This window comes from Caballeronia sp. PC1, from assembly GCF_021353155.1.
GTDB lineage: Bacteria > Pseudomonadota > Gammaproteobacteria > Burkholderiales > Burkholderiaceae > Caballeronia > Caballeronia cordobensis.
The window spans coordinates 1,378,510-1,394,285 of the sequence record NZ_JAJUBH010000003.1 but is presented as its reverse complement, the minus strand read 5'-3'; the positions used below and the strand labels follow the sequence as shown (position 1 = coordinate 1,394,285).

The window sequence follows — 15,776 nt, the reverse complement described above, 5'->3', positions numbered from 1 at the left end:
CGTGAATATACTTTTTTCACGGCGCAAGGTTATCGCGCCTTCGCATCGAACTGAATCAGGAGACAAGGATGACTAAACAGATCGCGCGGGATCACACCGCGCCGCATTGGCTCGGCCTCGAATCGAGCACGTGCGTCGTCACGGGCGCGGCGGGCGGCATCGGCCGCGCCATTGCCACGACATTCGCCGATGCGGGCGCACGCCTCGCCTTGCTGGATCGCGACGAAGCGGGTTGTCATGCAGCCGCCGATGCGCTGCGCGCAAACGGAGCGGACGTGATAGCCGTGGCCTGCGATATCGCCGATCCTGCGAGCGTGAATCGCGCCCGCGATCAGGTCGAACGCCGATTCGGCCATGCCGACGTGCTCGTGAATAACGCAGGCCTGCTGAGAGCGGGCGGCATCGAGGATATCGGACTCGATGCGTGGAACGCGATGCTCGCCGTCAATCTCACGGGCTATATGTTATGCGCGCAGGCATTCGGGCGCGGCATGCTCGCTCGCGGCGCGGGCAGCATCGTGCATATCGCATCGGTCGCGGCGCATCATCCGCAGACATGGAGCGGCGCCTATAGCCCGAGCAAGGCCGGCATCGCCATGCTTTCGCGTCAGATTGCCGCCGAATGGGGTGCACGCGGCGTACGCAGCAACGCGGTATGCCCCGGCATGATCCGCACGCCGCTCTCGAAAGCGTTCTATGAACAAGGCGATGTCGAAGCGCGCCGCAGCGCAATGACCGCGAGCCGGCGCATCGGCGAACCGCGCGATATCGCGGAAGTCGTCGCGTTTCTCGCGAGCCATCGCGCGGCTTATGTGAACGGCGCGGAGCTTGCCGTGGACGGCGGCTTCGAATGCATGCTGATGGATCTCGTTCCGCGTCCGGGCTTCGAAGCCGCGCGCACTGTCTGAATCAACAGAGGACAACATCATGACTACCGTAACGCGGTCGTCCGATCTCGCTTGCGACGTGCTCGTAATCGGCTCGGGCGCAGGCGGCCTCTCGACGGCCATTACAGCGAAGAAGCAAGGGCTCGACGTGATCGTCGTCGAGAAAGAGGACTACTTCGGCGGCACGACCGCGTTCTCGGGCGGCGTGCTGTGGATACCCGGCAATCGCCACGCAAAGGCAGCGGGCGTTCACGATACCCGCGAGGCGGCCGCGCGCTATCTGCGCGGTGAAACCGGCGCGATGTACGACGCGGCCGCCGTCGATGCATTTCTCGACAACGGCCCGCGCATGATCGATTTCTTCGAGCGCGAGACATCCGTGAAGTTCTTGCCGACGCTCTATCCCGACTATCATCCCGATGCGCCGGGTGGTGTCGACGTGGGGCGCTCCGTCGTCGCGAAGCCGTTCGATGCGCGTGAACTGGGCCGCGATATCGCGCGGTTGCGCCCGCCGCTCAAGACGATCACGTTCATCGGCATGATGTTCAATTCGTCGAGCGCCGATCTCAAGCATTTCTTCAACGCGACGAAATCGCTCGCGTCCGCGTGGTATGTCGCCAGGCGTCTTGCAAGTCACATCGGCGAACTCGCGCTTTATCGACGCGGCGTGCAGATCACGAGCGGCAACGCGCTTGCGGCGCGTCTCGCCAAGTCCGCGCTCGATCTCGCCATTCCGATCCACACGCGAACCGGCGCGAAGGAACTCGTCACGGTGAAGGGCCGCGTGACCGGGGCCATCGTGATCGCCGATGGCCGCGAGATGCGCATCGCCGCGCGGCGCGGCGTCGTCCTCGCTTGCGGCGGCTTCTCTCACGATATCGCGCGCGTTGCGAAAGCTTATCCCCATGTGCGGCGCGGCGGCGAACACGTATCGCCCGTGCCCGCGGGCAATACCGGCGATGGCGCGCGCATGGCCGAACGCGTGGGCGGACGCGTCGATATTCGCTATCCGCAGGCCGCCGCGTGGATGCCGGTCTCGCGCGTGCCATTGAAAGACAGCCAGTACGGCGTGTTTCCTCATTTGCTCGATCGCTACAAGCCCGGCGTGATCGGCGTAACACGCGGCGGCGTGCGCTTCACGAACGAATCGAATTCTTATCACGATGTCGGCGCGGCGATGATCGAAGCCTGCCGCGATGAAAAAGAAACGGCCATGTGGCTGATCTGCGATCACGCGACGATCCGCAAGTACGGTCTCGGCTTTGCGAAGCCCGCGCCGATGCCGCTCGGGCCGCATCTGAAAAGCGGCTATCTCGTCAAAGGCCGCACGCTGACGGAACTCGCGATGCGCACGGGCATCGACGCCAACGCGCTGGAAGCCACCGTGCGCGAATACAACCGCGATGCGGCTCAAGGCAAGGACACCGCATTCGGCCGCGGCGCGACCTCGTTCAATCGCTATCTCGGCGATCCCGCGCACGAGCCAAATCCTTGCGTCGCACCGCTTGGCGAAGGCCCCTATTACGCCCTCAAACTCGTGATGGGTGATCTCGGCACCTTCGACGGCATCGCGACGAATCCGTACGGGCAGGTTCTGCAAGGCAGCGAGCCGATTGCTGGCCTCTATGCCGTCGGCAACGATCGCGCGAGCGTCATGGGCGGCAACTATCCAGGAGCTGGCATTACGCTCGGCCCGATCATGACATTCGGCTATCTCACCGGATTGCATCTCGCAGGCCGAAGCGATGCCCGCGTCACCACGAACGAACTGAGGAGCGCGGCATGAGCAAGCCTTTCATCGATCACCGCATCTATACGATCAAGCCGCGCGGCATGGCCGAATTCATCGATGTATTCGATCGTCTCGCCATGCCGATCCAGCTCAAGTATCTCGGCGCGCCCGTGGGCTTTTATATGAGCGACATCGGCGCGTTGAATCAGGTCGTGCATCTCTGGGGCTACGAAAGCATCGCGGATTACGACCAGCGTCGCACCGCGCGCGACAACGATGCTGAATGGCCCGCTTATCTGCACGCCTCGGCGCATCTCATCGTCGCGCAGGAGAGCCGCATCATCCGGCGCGTGGAGTTCAGAAGCCTTTCGCCTGCCGTGCGTTGAAGCGCAGGGCATAGCGGCACGAAGAATGCCGCCATCGTTCTTATCAATCAATGGAGACATACCGGCATGGAGAAGACCATACGGACCATCGAGGTCCAGAGCTTCATCGACGGCGAGCGCTTCTCGCCATATCAATGGATCATCCTGATCCTGTGCTTCCTGGTCGTGGCCGCCGATGGCTTCGATACCGCGGCGATCGGCTTCATCGCGCCATCGCTGACTAGCGACTGGGGCATCGCGCGCGCCGCATTGGGACCGGTGATGAGCGCGGCGCTCGTCGGGCTCGGTATCGGTGCGCTCGCGGCGGGACCGGCCGCCGATCGCATCGGACGTAAAGCCGTGCTCGTGCTTTCCGTGTTCTTTTTCGGCGTGTGGAGTCTCGCCTCGGCGCAGGCAACATCGGTCGAAGCGCTGACCGCGTGGCGCTTTCTCACCGGCTTGGGGCTGGGCGCCGCGATGCCCAATGCGGTCACGCTGATGTCGGAATACGCGCCCGCGCGCAGCCGCGCGGTCGCCGTCAACACGATGTTCTGCGGCTTTTCCGTAGGCCTTTCGCTCGGCGGCTTATGCGCGGCATGGCTCATTCCGCATTTCGGCTGGCAGAGCGTGCTCGTCGCGGGCGGCGTCGGTCCGATCGTGCTGACGGCGCTGCTGATCTTCATGCTGCCCGAGTCCGCGCAATTCATGGTCGTGAGAAAGCGCCCCGCGGAAAAAATCGCGCGTGTCTTGCGGCGCATCTCGAACGACGCGCGTCTCGCGCAAGGTGCATCCATCGCGTTCACGACGGCCGATACGCGCTCGGAAGGTGCGGAGACATCTTCGCTTGCTCTCATCGTTTCGCGGCCCTATCGCTTCGGCACGTCGATGTTATGGCTCGCCTATTTCATGGGCCTGATGATCTTCTATCTGCTGACGAACTGGCTGCCGACGCTGTTCAAGGACGCGGGCTTTTCCGCCGAACGTGCGGCGCTCACGACATCGCTCTTTCCGCTTGGCGGCATTCTGGGCAACCTGTGTCTCGGCTGGGTGATGGACAAGGCCAACCCGCGGCGCGTGAATGCCTGCGCCTACGTGCTCGCCGCGGCGCTCGTGCTCACGATCGGACGCGGCGTGGCGGATCAGTTCTGGCTCGCCGTGCTGATCTTCCTGACGGGCACCGCGGTAACGAGCGCAGTCACGTCGATGTCGTCGCTCGCCGCATCGTTCTATCCCACGCAAAGCCGCGCGACGGGCGTCGCCTGGATGCTCGGCATCGGGCGCATGGGCGCGGTCGCGGGCGCGATGACGGGCGGCCTGCTCATGAGCATGGGCATGCAGTTCGGCGCGGTCTTCACGCTGCTCGCGATTCCCGCGTTCGTCGCCGCGTGTGCGCTCGGCGCATTGAGCCGGCGCGATGCATCGGCGCAGGCGCACGCGCTCGATGGGGCCGCGCGCGTGCCGATCGAATGATCAGGGCATGTCGAGCGCGACGATGTTGACGATGCCCTTGCGCGTCATCTTCGTGTACGGGCAGAAGCGTTCCGTGTTGCGCACGAGTTCCTCCGCCACCGCGCGTTCGACGCCTTGCATCTGCACGCGCGTGTGCGCGGTGAGCAGGAAGAGACCATCCATCGGATCGCGCGCGAATTCGATCGTGACGGAGACGCTCGCCGCCTCCACAGCGATCCCCGCGCGCGCCGCCAGCAACACCAGCGCGCCATGAAAACACGCGGCATAGCCCGCCGCGAACAACTGCTCCGGATTGGTGCCGCCGCCAGGGCCGCCGAGCGCCTGAGGCATGCGCAGTTCGAGATCGAGGTTGCCGTCGTCGGAGCGGGCCACGCCCGAGGCGCGGCCATGCCCCGCATCGCCGCCCGTGACGGTGACGGTCGTCGCATACAGCGGTTGGACCTCGTTGCCTCGATAGGCGTCGAGCAGGCTGACGGGCGGCGGTTCGAGTGGCTCCATGACGACCTCTTGTGCGAGCGATGACAGCGATGATCGCTCAGTGCGTCGCTCGTGTCTGCTCGTGGCTTCGCGTCTGTCCGCCGATGAACACGATTCGCTGCGCGAATCACATCGCTTCCATGTCCGCTCGTATGCATCGTAGGCGTGCGCGCATGCCTGCGGTAGCGTCACGGCCGGACACGCCGTGTTGCCTTCGATGCATCAATCAACCGACCGGCGTCAGCGCCGGCGCGCTGGCGTTCGTGATCGTCGTGGTGAAGCAATGCAGATCGAGTGCGCGCGTCTCTTCCGTCATGTAATCGACGAAAACGCGCACGCGCGCGGGCAACTGCTTGCGGCTGAGGTAGCAGAGAAAGTGGCCGCCGTCCTCGGGCGCATATTGCGCGAGACACATCGCGAGCCGCCCCGCCTTCACGGCATCGCACACGAGATACGCGGGCAGTTGCGCGATGCCCTGCCCGTCGAGCACCGCTTGCAGCATCAGATCGATATCGTTGAACGTTTGCCGCGCGGCGGGCGAGCGCGTCTGCACCAGGCCATCGACCTTGAATTCCCACTCGGCGACGCGCCCGCTCGACGTGCGCAGATTGATGCAGCGATGCCCGTCCAGATCGTCGATACGGCGCGGCAGGCCATGCTCGCGCGCATAACGCGGCGAGGCGCACACGATCATCTGCATCGGGATCAATTGCTTCGCGACGACTTCGCTGTCTTCCATATGACCGTCGCGAAACGCGACATCGACGCGCTCTGCCGTGAAATCGCACGCCCGGTCGCTCAGCAGCAGTTCGAGCGCGATGTCGGGATACTTCGCGTTGAAGGCCGAGAGCAGCGGCGCGACGACCTTGCGGCCGAAGCCTGGCGTCGACGCGATGCGCAAGTGTCCGCGCGGCGGCCCGTGGCGCAACTCGCGCATATCTTCGAGCGCCTGCACGATGCGTTCCACGCCCGGCTGGCAATTCTTGTAGAAGAGCTCGCCCTCGCGCGTCAGCGACGTGCTGCGCGTGGTGCGGAGAAAAAGCCGTGCGTCGAGTTGCGCTTCGAGCTTCTGCACGTTGCGGCTGACGGCGGAACGGCCGATGCCGAGGCGGTCGCTCGCTTTCGCGAAGCTGCCTTCGTTGGCGACGGCCAGGAACGACACCACGCCCGCATAGCTGGTCGCGAAGCTATAGGCGAGCGAATCGTCGGAATGGAACGCAAGGTCTGATGGCATGGCGGCACGAAACGTAGTGGCTCTGATCCACTAGACGTTCGTGCCGCACGGTTTGTGACGCGCCACGCGCGATTTATTGTTGCACCGGCTTCAGCACGGGCGCGCCCGTGTCCTTCAGAAGCAGCACGATGAACTTCGCGCGTTTCGTCTTGCTCGCGTTGCGGCCCACCGTGTGAACATCGTCAGGGCCTTCGTAGAAGGTGTCGCCCGGCTTGAGCGTCACGGTCTTGCCGCCGTTGAGCTGCATGATGATGGTGCCTTCGAGCACGTAGACATAGGTGTGCGCGTCGTGACGATGCACAGGGTCCACCGCGCCCGGCGGATATTCCACGCTGATCATCAGCGCTTCCTTGCCGGGGTACTCGGGAAGCGGCTTCGTCATGAGCTCCTTGACGATGGCCTCCGGCGCGGCATGCGCCGTATTCGCGACGAATGCCGCACATCCGACGACGAGCGCCAGTCCCACGCGTTTGATGCTGTGCATGATCGGTCCTCCGTTGAGCGAATGACGGCGCGAAGGCGCTTACGACAGATTGGCCTTGTCCAGCCCGAAGACCTTGTCGGACGAGCCCGGCACCGTCTGGAACGCGACATTCGCGCGATTCCATCCGTTGATTTCGATGATGATGTAAGTCAGGTCCGACAACTCCTTCTCCTGAAACTGCTCGCGCACGCGTGCGTACAGTTCGTCGGGCACGCCGTGCTCGGGCAAGCGCGTCAGCACTTCGGTCCACGCCAGCGCGGCGCGCTCGCGCGGCGAGAACAGCGTCGATTCACGCCAGATCGCGACATGATGCGTGCGCAACTCGCGCTCGCCGTGGATCTTCGCTTCCTTCACGTGCATATCGACGCAGAAGGCGCAGCCATTCATTTGCGACGCACGCAGCGTCACGAGGTCGCGTGTCGACTGCTCGATCGAGCACTCCTTCACCGCCAGGCTGAATTCGTAGAACTTCTTGAACAGTTCGGGCGATTGTTGAACATAGTTGATTCGCTGCGTCATGATGGCTCCATGCGTGGTGGGTGTTCGGCATGGATGTCATCGTAGGTTTGGATGCGTTCTCCCGGTAGCCTCGCGAACGTGCGCACGCTGTTGCCTCGCACGCATCAATCGCGGGCGATTCATGATCCGCCGCCATTAATGGCCGCGATGCGCCGGAGCTTGTCCGGGTTGCGCTGCACCTGAACGCGCACGATGCGCTCGTCTTCGATATCGAACGTCTGCGCGGATTCGAGCTTGTCCTCGATGAAGCGCAACAGCGCCCACTGATCATTGAGCATGACGAGCTCGAAGCGCACGCCCTTTCCGTAGCGCAGGAACGCCGCGTAGAAAAGCTGCGCGATGCGCCTGCCGCCGAGAAGCGGTTTCGGGAAGCTGGACACGCGCCCGCCGCCGTCGCCCACGAGCGTCGCTTCATCCGCGAGCATCGCGTTGATCGCGGCGAAATCGCCGGCCTCGATCGCGCGCGCGAAGGTGTGCAACAAGCGCCGGCAGACCTCGCGCGGCACCGGGCGCTGCGGACGTTGCTCGCGCAATTGCGCTTTCGCGCGGCTCACGAGCTGGCGGCACGCGGCCTCCGACTTGCCGATGATATCGGCGACTTCCGGATAATCCGCATCGAAGACTTCGCGCAGCAGAAACGCCGCGCGCGCCTCGGGCGTCAGGCGTTCGAGCAGCATCAGAAACGCGACGGAGACATCGTCCGCATGCTCGGTGACTTCCTCGGGCGTGGCGGGCGGCTCGGTGATCTGCGGCTCGGGCAGCCAGATGCCTGCGTAGTGTTCGCGCTGCGTTTTCGCGGCGCGCAGGCGGTCGATCGAATGGCGCGTGGTCACGGCGACGAGCCACGCCTCGGCGTTTTCGATCGCATCGCGCGCCGCCGCATGCCAGCGCAGCCAGACGTCCTGCACGATGTCTTCGGCTTCCGCAACCGAACCGAGCATGCGATACGCGATGCCCTGCAAGCGCGGGCGCAAACGGTCGAATTCGCGCGTGGCGTCATCCATGAAGACGAGTCCTCGTTCGTATGCGGGTTGATAAGCCATCGATCCGAAGGGTCCACGAAAGGTGAACGTATGTTACGCGCGCACGCGCGCGCGCGTATCGGTGGATGATCGCGACGAAACGCCAAAAGATCTGCACAATGCGGCCGTTAATATCGATGGCCAGGTTCGAATGCTTCAATCCTCGTTCATTCATGACTAAAAGTGATCCTCGAAACGCGTCGCCGAATCTGACGCGCATCATCGTGGCGACGGTCATCAGCAACGGCTTCGTCGCTTACGACTTCACCGTGTACGGCTTTTCCGCGGCGATCATCGGCCGGCTGTTTTTCCCCGCGCACGACGCCGCTTCGTCGCTGCTGCTTTCGCTCGCGACATTCGGCGCGGGTTTCGTGATGCGGCCGCTCGGCGCGGTGCTGATCGGCCGATACGCCGACCGGCGCGGTCGCGAGGCCGGCATGCGGCTGTCCATCACCGCGATGGCCGCGAGCACCTGGCTGATCGCGTGTCTGCCCACGCATGCGCAGATCGGCGCGAGCGCCACCGTGCTGATCGTGCTGGCGCGGCTGCTGCAAGGGCTCGCGGCGGGCGGCGAGATCGGCCCGGCGTCGGCGTTGCTGATGGAGTCGGTGCCTTACGAGCGGCGTTGCTTCATCGTCAGCTGGCGCGGCGCGAGCCAGGGCGCGGCGGCCTGCGTGGCGGCGCTCGTCGGCGCATGCACGGCCGCGCTGCTCTCGCCCGCCGAACTCGCGCAATGGGGATGGCGCGTGCCCTTCGTCATCGGCGGCTTGATCGCGCCGCTCGGCTGGTTCCTGCGGCGCATGCCCGGCGAAGCGCAGGCTTCGAAAGCGCGCCCCCCACGCGCGCCGCTTGCCATCGTGCTGCGCGAGCACGCGCGGCCCCTCGTCTGCGGCATTCTGATGATGGCCGCGCCTTCGTCGAGCATCTACATCGCCGTGCTCTACATGCCGAGCTACCTGACGCACACGCTGCATCGGCCCGCGACGATCAGCCTGACGATCGCGTCGCTCTCCGGTCTCGTGATTCTCGTCGTCACGCCGCTCGTCGCGCTGGCGGCAGACCGGCTGAAGAGCCGCAAGACGCTGCAATACGCGTCGCTCGCGGCGGCGCTCGCAACGGTCTATCCCGCCTTTCACGCGCTGACGCAAGGCGCGCCCGACGACCTCGCGCTCGTCATCATCCTGCTCTATGTCGCGCTCGCGCTGAACAATGCGGGCGCGGGCTCGGTGCTCATGCTCGAAGCCTTTCCGAAGCACCGGCGCGCGGCGAGCCTCGCCGTGATCTACACATTCGGCGTCGTTATTTTCGGGGGCTTTTCTCCGCTCGCGGTCGCATGGCTCATCGGCGCGACCGGCGACGCGATGACGCCCGCGTGGTATCTGCTGGCCGCCAACTGCGTCACGCTCCTCGCGCTCAGCCGCTTTCCCGAACGCCCCGCGAGTGCGCGGCGCGCGAGCGCGTGAGCGGATCGTCCTGCGCGGCGCGCAGCAGTTCGAGCGCGCGCAGACGCATTTCCAGCGGACTTACGTCGAAGGCGCGGCGAAACGCGCGCGTGAAATCCGACGCGCTCTTGAAGCCGAGACCGAACGCGATATCCGCGATCTGCAGATTCGGAAAGCGCGCGATTTCATCGGCGGCCTCACGCAGACGGCAATGCCGGATGTAAGCGGCGAGGCCGCCCTCCTGCTCGAACCATCGATAGATCGTCGCGCGCTTCAGGGCGAGCGCTTCGACGATCTTCGTCGGCGTGAGATCGGTCTCGTGAAGATGCGTCTCGACATATCGCTTCACCTGCCCCTTCACCGCGGTCTGTAACGCCGCGCGCGATTCGTGCAAGGCGTGCGGCCGGTCCGCGAACGCGGCGAGCAGGAGTTGCGCGCCGGCATCGAACGCATCGATCGCATCGGGGCGTGCGAGCGCGGGCAAGGCGCGCGCGGTCGCATCGAAATGCTCGAACAGGAATCGCGCGAGCGGCGCGTCCTCAGGCACGACGCGCCCGTGCAACGCATCGCAATCGTCGATATGCGCGGCGACGATCGCGCGCGGCACGAACATCGTCAACACGTGGCACGCCGGGCGCTCCACGACGAAGCGCTGATTCAGATCGAACGCGATGATGCCCCGCACCGAACCGCGCGCACTGCGCTTGACGTTCAGCCCGCCGACATGGCCGGTCTCGCCTTGCATGTAGAGGTGAAACGCGAAATCGCGGCGCGTATCGGTCGAAACGCGCGCGATCGACCTTTCGAGCACGAGCGCTTCGGTGCGCGCCTCGGTGAATACGAGCCCGCCCGCCGCATAGAGGTCGATGCTGCCCGCAAAGCCCCGCGCGATCTGATCCTTCGCCGGCAGGACATCCACGACATGCCCGACCCGGTCGCGCCATGCGAGCAGTTGCCGCTCGCGGGCAAACGCTTGCGTCGAAAAGCGCGTGAACAGAACAGGCGGGTCGGAATCGGCGGGCATGGCGTCGGCGATGTATCGGTTCGTCCTTCGGGTGGATCGCGGCGCACGATATGTGCCGGCAAATGAGACGCATGGTAAAGCGTATTCGGCATGCCGGTATATCTTGGAGACAGGGAGCAGCGCGTGCCGCGCGGCGGACGTCAGGTCGGCGATTCCTGCCGTCAGGCTGCCGGCACGGCGCTGCCTCCTGCTTTTCTGTGGTTTACGGCCGCTTCACATCAAGAGCACAGCCACAGGCAACGCAAAAAAACACGACGTCGGGGCGTCACACATGGGAAAGTCGAAAGTCTTGCAAGTCGCGCGCACCGCGCAGGCGGCGCTCAAGCCGGCCCGCATGGCCGATGCGCAACTGGATCATCTCGAGCACATGATCCGCTCGCTCGCGCTATCGGGCGCGCCGGGAACGTTCGCGTATCTGGATCGCGGTTACTGGAAAAAGCGGCTTGCCGCGCTTGGCGACGAAAGCGATCTCGTATCGACACAGCGCGCGCGGGTGCTGCGCTTGCTTGACCTTCTCGCGCAGGACCACGCGGACGCGAGCCCGAACAAGGCCGCCGCGTAATCCCGTACGGCCTGCATGCGAAATGCAAAACACAAAGCGGCATTCTGCATGCTGTATTTTGCATTCAAGCCAATCCCGACCGAGGGCAGCCTGAGAGAGCACGATCGGCCGTGCGGTTTTACGACCGCCGCGCCGAGAAATGCGATTAGACGCGGCTTCGCGTCCCGCACCTGTTTCGCGCGCAACGCGTGAGGCCATGTGCGGGACGCGAAAGCTTCGCGCGCGCCCATCCGCAAGTCCGGTTCAAACGCTCACCGCACGCCGATCTTCCAGACCGTGACTTCGTGAAACTCGTCGCCGGGCCTGAGTTCGGTCGAAGGAAACGCCGGATGATTCGGCGAATCCGGGAAATGCTGGGTTTCGAGCGCGAAGCCATCGGTTTGCCGGTACGCCGTGCCCGACGCGCCGATCACGCTGCCATCGAGACCATTGCCCGTGTAGAACTGCAGGCCGGGCTGCGTCGTGTAGACATCCAGCACGCGTCCGCTCGACGGATCGTAGGCCCGCGCCGCAAAGGTCGCCTCGCCGTTGTGCTGGCCGTTCTTGTTGAGCTTCCAGTTGTGGTCGTAGCCGTGCGCAAAACGCATCTGCTGGCTCGACGACCGCAGCCGCGCGCCGATGGGCGTCAGCGCGCGCAGATCGAGCGGCGTGTTCTCGACACTCGCGATCTCGCCCGTCGGAATCGAATCGGGACGCGTCGGCGTATAGCCCGATCCCGCGATCATCACGAGTTGTCCTTCGACACTGCCGCTGCCCTCGCCCGCGAGATTGAAGTAGCTGTGATTCGTGAGGTTCACGACCGTCGGCTTGTCCGTCTTCGCGCGGTAGTCGATGCGCACTTCGTTGTCGTCCGTGAGCGTGTACGTGACATCGACGGTCAGCGTGCCGGGAAAGCCGTTTTCGCCGTCCTTGCTCACATAACGAAGCTGCACGCCCGCACCCTGTGCGCCCTGAAACGTCCTGACCACGGTCCAGACTTTTTCGTCGAAACCGCGCGGGCCGCCGTGCAGCGTGTTCGGCGGCTCGTTGACGGGCAACTTGTAGGTGTGGCCATCGAGATCGAAGCGTCCGTCGGCGATGCGGTTCGCATAGCGCCCGATCAATCCGCCGAAATGGATCTTGCCGTTGTACTTCTCATAGTCGCCAAGCGAGCCGAAGCCCAGCACGATATCCGCGCGGCGTCCGCGCCGGTCCGGCACATCGAGCCGCGTGATGATGCCGCCATACGTGATGCAGTTCATCGTCACGCCGCGCGCATTCGAGAGCGTGTATTGCACGACGGCCTGCCCTTGCTGCGTCGCGCCATACGGTGCGGAAGCAATCGACGCCGCCGCTGCGCGCAACGGCATCCACATTGCCGAGGCTAAAGCCGCGGAAACGATGAGCGCCTTGTTCGTGTTTGCCATACGCGATTTCAAAAGCTATCCGTCGCAGCATCGATAACATCGGGAAGGCGTTGCAGCATCGGCTATGCCTGATCGCGGACCGGGCACGTCCGATGCGAATCCCTATTTCATCGATGAGACTACCAGGAGCCTTGCCATGAGCGAACCCACCGATCGCGCAACGCCGCCGAAGCAGACGCCCGAGGACCCGAACGTTGCGGACCGGCGTTTATCCGACGAGCAGAAGCGCGCCATGACGGACGAGCCCGCGCCGCCCGAGCGCCAGGACGAAAGCAAGGTGGGCGAGTTGCCTGATCCGAAAGACGTTGGCGAAGCGGGCTGATCGTAGAAGACAAAACAACACGCGCGCAATTCATTAGAGGAATCGCGATTCGCGGCGCACGACGCGAATCGCGATGCCGTATCGCGGTTTTATCGAAGCACTTTTGTTGTATGGTATCCCTAAGCTATCGCAGCCGACGATGCCGCGCCGGGCGACGCGTCTCGCCCGCATAAGGAAGCAAGGACGCTCATGCACGATCCCGCCCATTTCCTGCCATCGTTCGTGTGGCGCGCGGCGCGCGACGGCGTGATTCAGTATGCGAACCCCTGGGCGTGCCGCTATCTCGGCGTCCCCTTTCCCGAGCTCGTTGGCCAGCACTGGAAAGCTTTTGTCCACCCCGACGATATTCAGCCTGTTCTCGACGCATTGCGCCAGATGAGCGGCGGCACGCTGTTGCGCAATGTCGATGTGCGCCTGCTGCGCAACGATGCCGCATTCCGCTGGCATACGCTGCATCTACAGGCACGGCGCGACGAGGAAGGCAATATCGCCGATACGGTCGGCGTCGCGATCGATATCCACGAGTGCCGTCACGCATGGGAGATGTACGAAGCAAGCGAGCGGCGTCTGCAGGCCGCCTTCGCGGGCGCACGCATGGGCGCGTGGGAATGGGACATGAAAACACGCGTCGTGCGCATGACCGCGCAAACCGCCGCGCTCTATTCCTTTGCATCGGGCACCGAAGCCGTGCTGCTTTCGGAGCTATGGGACCGCGTCGCGCCGGAATATCGCGAGCCGTTTCAACGCAAGCTTACCGAGGCATTGCGCGATGGCGGTCCGTTCGAATTCGATTTCGTGCTCGAAGGCGATCAGGGCACACGCCGCTGGCTGCGCATGCGCGGGCATCCCGAGTTCGACCGGCATGGCGTGCTCACGCGCGTCTATGGCGTGAGCTTCGATATCAGCGCGCAACGGGCCGACGAAGAGCGTTTGAGCCTTTCTGAACGGCGTTATCGCGCGCTGGTCGAGACGACGGGCGCGCTCGTCTGGTCCGCCAATGCGAACGGCGAAATCCTTCCTTCGGGCGGCGAATGGGAGCAGTTCACGGGCACGCCGGCCGACGTGTTGTCCGGGTGGGGCTGGCTCGACTACATCCATCCCGACGATCGCGAGCGCACCCATCAGGCATGGCTCGAGGCATTGCGCGAAGGCACTGCGCGCACGCTCACCTTTCGCATGTACCGGCGCGATGGCGTCTATCGCAGGGTCGAGGCACACGCCGCGCCGCTCTACGACGACAAGGGCTGCCTGCAGGAATGGTTCGGCACGACGACCGATGTGACGCCGCGCTATGAAGCCCAGGCCGCGATCGAAGCGCGCAGCCTGCGCCTGACCGTTGCGATGCAGGCCGCGAACATTCATATCGCATCGCTCGAACTCGCTACATGGACGCTCTCGCTCGAAACCGGCGGCGAGCGTCAGATTGCCGAGACGCTCAGCTATGAAGCGGCGCTCGCGCGTGTGCATCCCGATGACAGCGCGACGCTCGACCGCTACGTGCGCAGCCTCGCGCATGGCGACGACCCCGACGGGCACTTCGAATTCCGCGTGCGCAACCGGCATGGCGAGCAGTGGATGCAGGGCAGCGCGCTGCTTCAGCGCAACAAGGAAGGCGAACCGTTGCGCATCATCGGCAGCGTGATCGATATCACCGAGCGCAAGCACATGGAACTCGTGCTGCGCGAAGCGGGACGCCGTAAGGACGAGTTCCTCGCCATGCTCGCGCATGAACTGCGTAATCCGCTCGCGCCGCTGCGCACGGCCATTGCGCTATTGCAGAAGGACCGGGAGCAGAAGGATGGGGACGGCGAGACGCAACTGCGCGAACTGATCGATCTGATGCGCAGGCAAGTGGAGCACATGACGCGCATCGTCGACGACCTGCTCGAAGTGTCGCGCATCACGCAGGGACGCATCGCGCTGCAACTCGAACCGATACTCGTCGGCACGGCGGTCTATCACGCGGTCGAAGCGATCGCGGGCATGGTCGAATCGCGCTCGCAGAACATCCAGGTCGATGTATCCGATGCGACCACCTGGGTCTGCGGCGATCCCACGCGGCTCTCGCAGATCCTCGTGAACGTGCTGAACAACGCGAGCAAGTACACGCCGGAGGAAGGCCGCATCACCGTGAGCGTGCAGGCGGACGACGGATGGGTTTCGATCGTCATCGCCGATACGGGCACCGGCATTTCCGCGGACCTGCTGCCCAAGGTCTTCGAGCTCTTTTCGCAAGGCGAGCGCACGCTCGACCGCTCGAACGGCGGCCTGGGCATCGGGCTTTCGCTCGTGAAAAAGCTCGTGGAAATGCACAAAGGCACGATCACCGTGCAAAGCGCCGGGCCGGGTCTCGGCACGACCGTGACCGTCCGCTTGCCGCGTCTGCATCATCATGAAAGGCATTCGGCGCTTGCGCTGTCGGAGACGAGCCTGCGGGAGGCGCGCACGGCGCTGCGCATTCTCGTCGTCGACGATAACCGCGACGCCGCCGATTCGCTTGCAATGCTGTGCGAGTCGGAAGGCCACGTGGCGCGCGTCGCGTATTCGTCGGCCGAAGCGCTCGAGTCCGCGCCTTTGCTGAAACCGGATGTGGCGCTGCTCGATATCGGCCTGCCGGATATCGACGGCTACGAACTCGCGCGGCGACTGCGCCGCAAGGGCGATACCACGCCGCTATTGATCGCGATCACCGGCTACGGGCAAGCCGAAGACCGCTTGCGCGCGCAATCAGCGGGCTTCGATTATCACTTCGTGAAGCCGGTGAATGTGGACAGCCTGCTCAAGCTCTTATCGTCGCTGACGATCACGCGCTGAACGCCGGCGCTCTACA

15 protein-coding genes are annotated in these 15,776 nt (G+C 64.5%); 8 read left to right on the top strand and 7 right to left on the bottom strand.

Annotated elements, in window-relative coordinates; genetic code table 11:
- Nucleotides 1–68 precede the first annotated feature (68 nt).
- From LY284_RS30890 to LY284_RS30875, 4 genes are all read left to right on the top strand, one after another.
- Nucleotides 69–908, top strand: a complete 840-nt coding sequence (locus LY284_RS30890; protein ID WP_233390005.1) for an SDR family NAD(P)-dependent oxidoreductase — start codon at nt 69–71, stop codon at nt 906–908.
- A gap of 19 nt (nt 909–927) precedes the next feature.
- Nucleotides 928–2,673 carry an FAD-dependent oxidoreductase gene (locus tag LY284_RS30885; RefSeq protein WP_233390002.1) on the top strand — a complete coding sequence of 582 codons (1,746 nt, stop codon included), beginning with the start codon at nt 928–930 and terminating at the stop codon, nt 2,671–2,673.
- A complete protein-coding gene (locus tag LY284_RS30880; RefSeq protein WP_233390000.1) occupies nt 2,670–3,005 on the top strand; it encodes an NIPSNAP family protein in 336 nt (111 codons plus the stop codon). Before LY284_RS30885 ends, LY284_RS30880 begins: the two co-directional genes overlap by 4 nt.
- Before the next feature lie 66 nt (nt 3,006–3,071).
- Nucleotides 3,072–4,454: an aromatic acid/H+ symport family MFS transporter gene (locus LY284_RS30875; protein ID WP_233389998.1), complete on the top strand. Its 1,383-nt coding sequence runs from the start codon at nt 3,072–3,074 to the stop codon at nt 4,452–4,454.
- On the opposite strand, the gene LY284_RS30870 is transcribed toward LY284_RS30875, so the two are convergent.
- The 5 genes from LY284_RS30870 to LY284_RS30850 form a co-directional block, all read right to left on the bottom strand.
- Nucleotides 4,455–4,952, bottom strand: a complete 498-nt coding sequence (locus LY284_RS30870; RefSeq protein ID WP_045461060.1) for an Ohr family peroxiredoxin — start codon at nt 4,950–4,952, stop codon at nt 4,455–4,457.
- Between the two features lie 205 nt (nt 4,953–5,157).
- Nucleotides 5,158–6,165: a LysR family transcriptional regulator gene (locus tag LY284_RS30865; protein ID WP_233389996.1), complete on the bottom strand. Its 1,008-nt coding sequence runs from the start codon at nt 6,163–6,165 to the stop codon at nt 5,158–5,160.
- Nucleotides 6,166–6,238: 73 nt separating this feature from the next.
- Entirely contained in the window at nt 6,239–6,649 is a 411-nt protein-coding gene (locus tag LY284_RS30860; RefSeq protein WP_014252507.1) for a cupin domain-containing protein, read from the bottom strand.
- Between the two features lie 39 nt (nt 6,650–6,688).
- Nucleotides 6,689–7,168, bottom strand: a complete 480-nt coding sequence (locus LY284_RS30855) for a carboxymuconolactone decarboxylase family protein (RefSeq protein WP_014252508.1) — start codon at nt 7,166–7,168, stop codon at nt 6,689–6,691.
- A 119-nt stretch (nt 7,169–7,287) separates the two neighbouring features.
- Entirely contained in the window at nt 7,288–8,172 is an 885-nt protein-coding gene (locus LY284_RS30850) for an RNA polymerase sigma-70 factor (RefSeq protein ID WP_233389994.1), read from the bottom strand.
- A 191-nt stretch (nt 8,173–8,363) separates the two neighbouring features.
- On the opposite strand from LY284_RS30850, the gene LY284_RS30845 reads away from it, so the two are divergent.
- A complete protein-coding gene (locus LY284_RS30845; RefSeq protein ID WP_233389992.1) occupies nt 8,364–9,653 on the top strand; it encodes an MFS transporter in 1,290 nt (429 codons plus the stop codon).
- Here the strand turns inward: LY284_RS30845 and LY284_RS30840 are convergent.
- Nucleotides 9,604–10,656 (bottom strand): AraC family transcriptional regulator, encoded by a 1,053-nt coding sequence (locus LY284_RS30840; protein WP_233389990.1) that lies wholly within the window; start codon nt 10,654–10,656, stop codon nt 9,604–9,606. The two genes, LY284_RS30845 and LY284_RS30840, sit on opposite strands and share 50 nt — an antisense overlap.
- A gap of 271 nt (nt 10,657–10,927) precedes the next feature.
- Between LY284_RS30840 and LY284_RS30835 the strand changes: the two genes are divergently transcribed.
- A complete protein-coding gene (locus LY284_RS30835) occupies nt 10,928–11,218 on the top strand; it encodes a hypothetical protein (protein WP_233389988.1) in 291 nt (96 codons plus the stop codon).
- Between the two features lie 251 nt (nt 11,219–11,469).
- On the opposite strand, the gene LY284_RS30830 is transcribed toward LY284_RS30835, so the two are convergent.
- Nucleotides 11,470–12,624, bottom strand: coding sequence for an aldose epimerase family protein (locus tag LY284_RS30830; protein ID WP_375294307.1), 1,155 nt, complete (start codon nt 12,622–12,624; stop codon nt 11,470–11,472).
- Nucleotides 12,625–12,760: 136 nt separating this feature from the next.
- On the opposite strand from LY284_RS30830, the gene LY284_RS30825 reads away from it, so the two are divergent.
- On the top strand, nt 12,761–12,946 hold the full coding sequence (locus LY284_RS30825) for a hypothetical protein (protein ID WP_041733430.1): 186 nt from the start codon (nt 12,761–12,763) through the stop codon (nt 12,944–12,946).
- 189 nt (nt 12,947–13,135) lie between these two features.
- Nucleotides 13,136–15,760, top strand: coding sequence for a PAS domain-containing protein (locus LY284_RS30820; RefSeq protein ID WP_233389986.1), 2,625 nt, complete (start codon nt 13,136–13,138; stop codon nt 15,758–15,760).
- Nucleotides 15,761–15,776: the final 16 nt, after the last annotated feature.

Excerpts from the sequence above, each read along its gene's own strand:
- LY284_RS30855 (WP_014252508.1), bottom strand. The coding sequence starts at position 7,168 with ATGACGCAGCGAATCAACTATGTTCAACAATCGCCCGAACTGTTCAAG.
- LY284_RS30845 (WP_233389992.1), top strand. The coding sequence starts at position 8,364 with ATGACTAAAAGTGATCCTCGAAACGCGTCGCCGAATCTGACGCGCATC.
- LY284_RS30880 (WP_233390000.1), top strand. The coding sequence starts at position 2,670 with ATGAGCAAGCCTTTCATCGATCACCGCATCTATACGATCAAGCCGCGC.
- LY284_RS30875 (WP_233389998.1), top strand. The coding sequence starts at position 3,072 with ATGGAGAAGACCATACGGACCATCGAGGTCCAGAGCTTCATCGACGGC.
- LY284_RS30870 (WP_045461060.1), bottom strand. The coding sequence starts at position 4,952 with ATGGAGCCACTCGAACCGCCGCCCGTCAGCCTGCTCGACGCCTATCGA.
- LY284_RS30850 (WP_233389994.1), bottom strand. The coding sequence starts at position 8,172 with ATGGATGACGCCACGCGCGAATTCGACCGTTTGCGCCCGCGCTTGCAG.
- LY284_RS30840 (WP_233389990.1), bottom strand. The coding sequence starts at position 10,656 with ATGCCCGCCGATTCCGACCCGCCTGTTCTGTTCACGCGCTTTTCGACG.
- LY284_RS30865 (WP_233389996.1), bottom strand. The coding sequence starts at position 6,165 with ATGCCATCAGACCTTGCGTTCCATTCCGACGATTCGCTCGCCTATAGC.
- LY284_RS30820 (WP_233389986.1), top strand. The coding sequence starts at position 13,136 with ATGCACGATCCCGCCCATTTCCTGCCATCGTTCGTGTGGCGCGCGGCG.
- LY284_RS30885 (WP_233390002.1), top strand. The coding sequence starts at position 928 with ATGACTACCGTAACGCGGTCGTCCGATCTCGCTTGCGACGTGCTCGTA.
- LY284_RS30830 (WP_375294307.1), bottom strand. The coding sequence starts at position 12,624 with ATGGCAAACACGAACAAGGCGCTCATCGTTTCCGCGGCTTTAGCCTCG.
- LY284_RS30825 (WP_041733430.1), top strand. The coding sequence starts at position 12,761 with ATGAGCGAACCCACCGATCGCGCAACGCCGCCGAAGCAGACGCCCGAG.
- LY284_RS30835 (WP_233389988.1), top strand. The coding sequence starts at position 10,928 with ATGGGAAAGTCGAAAGTCTTGCAAGTCGCGCGCACCGCGCAGGCGGCG.
- LY284_RS30890 (WP_233390005.1), top strand. The coding sequence starts at position 69 with ATGACTAAACAGATCGCGCGGGATCACACCGCGCCGCATTGGCTCGGC.
- LY284_RS30860 (WP_014252507.1), bottom strand. The coding sequence starts at position 6,649 with ATGCACAGCATCAAACGCGTGGGACTGGCGCTCGTCGTCGGATGTGCG.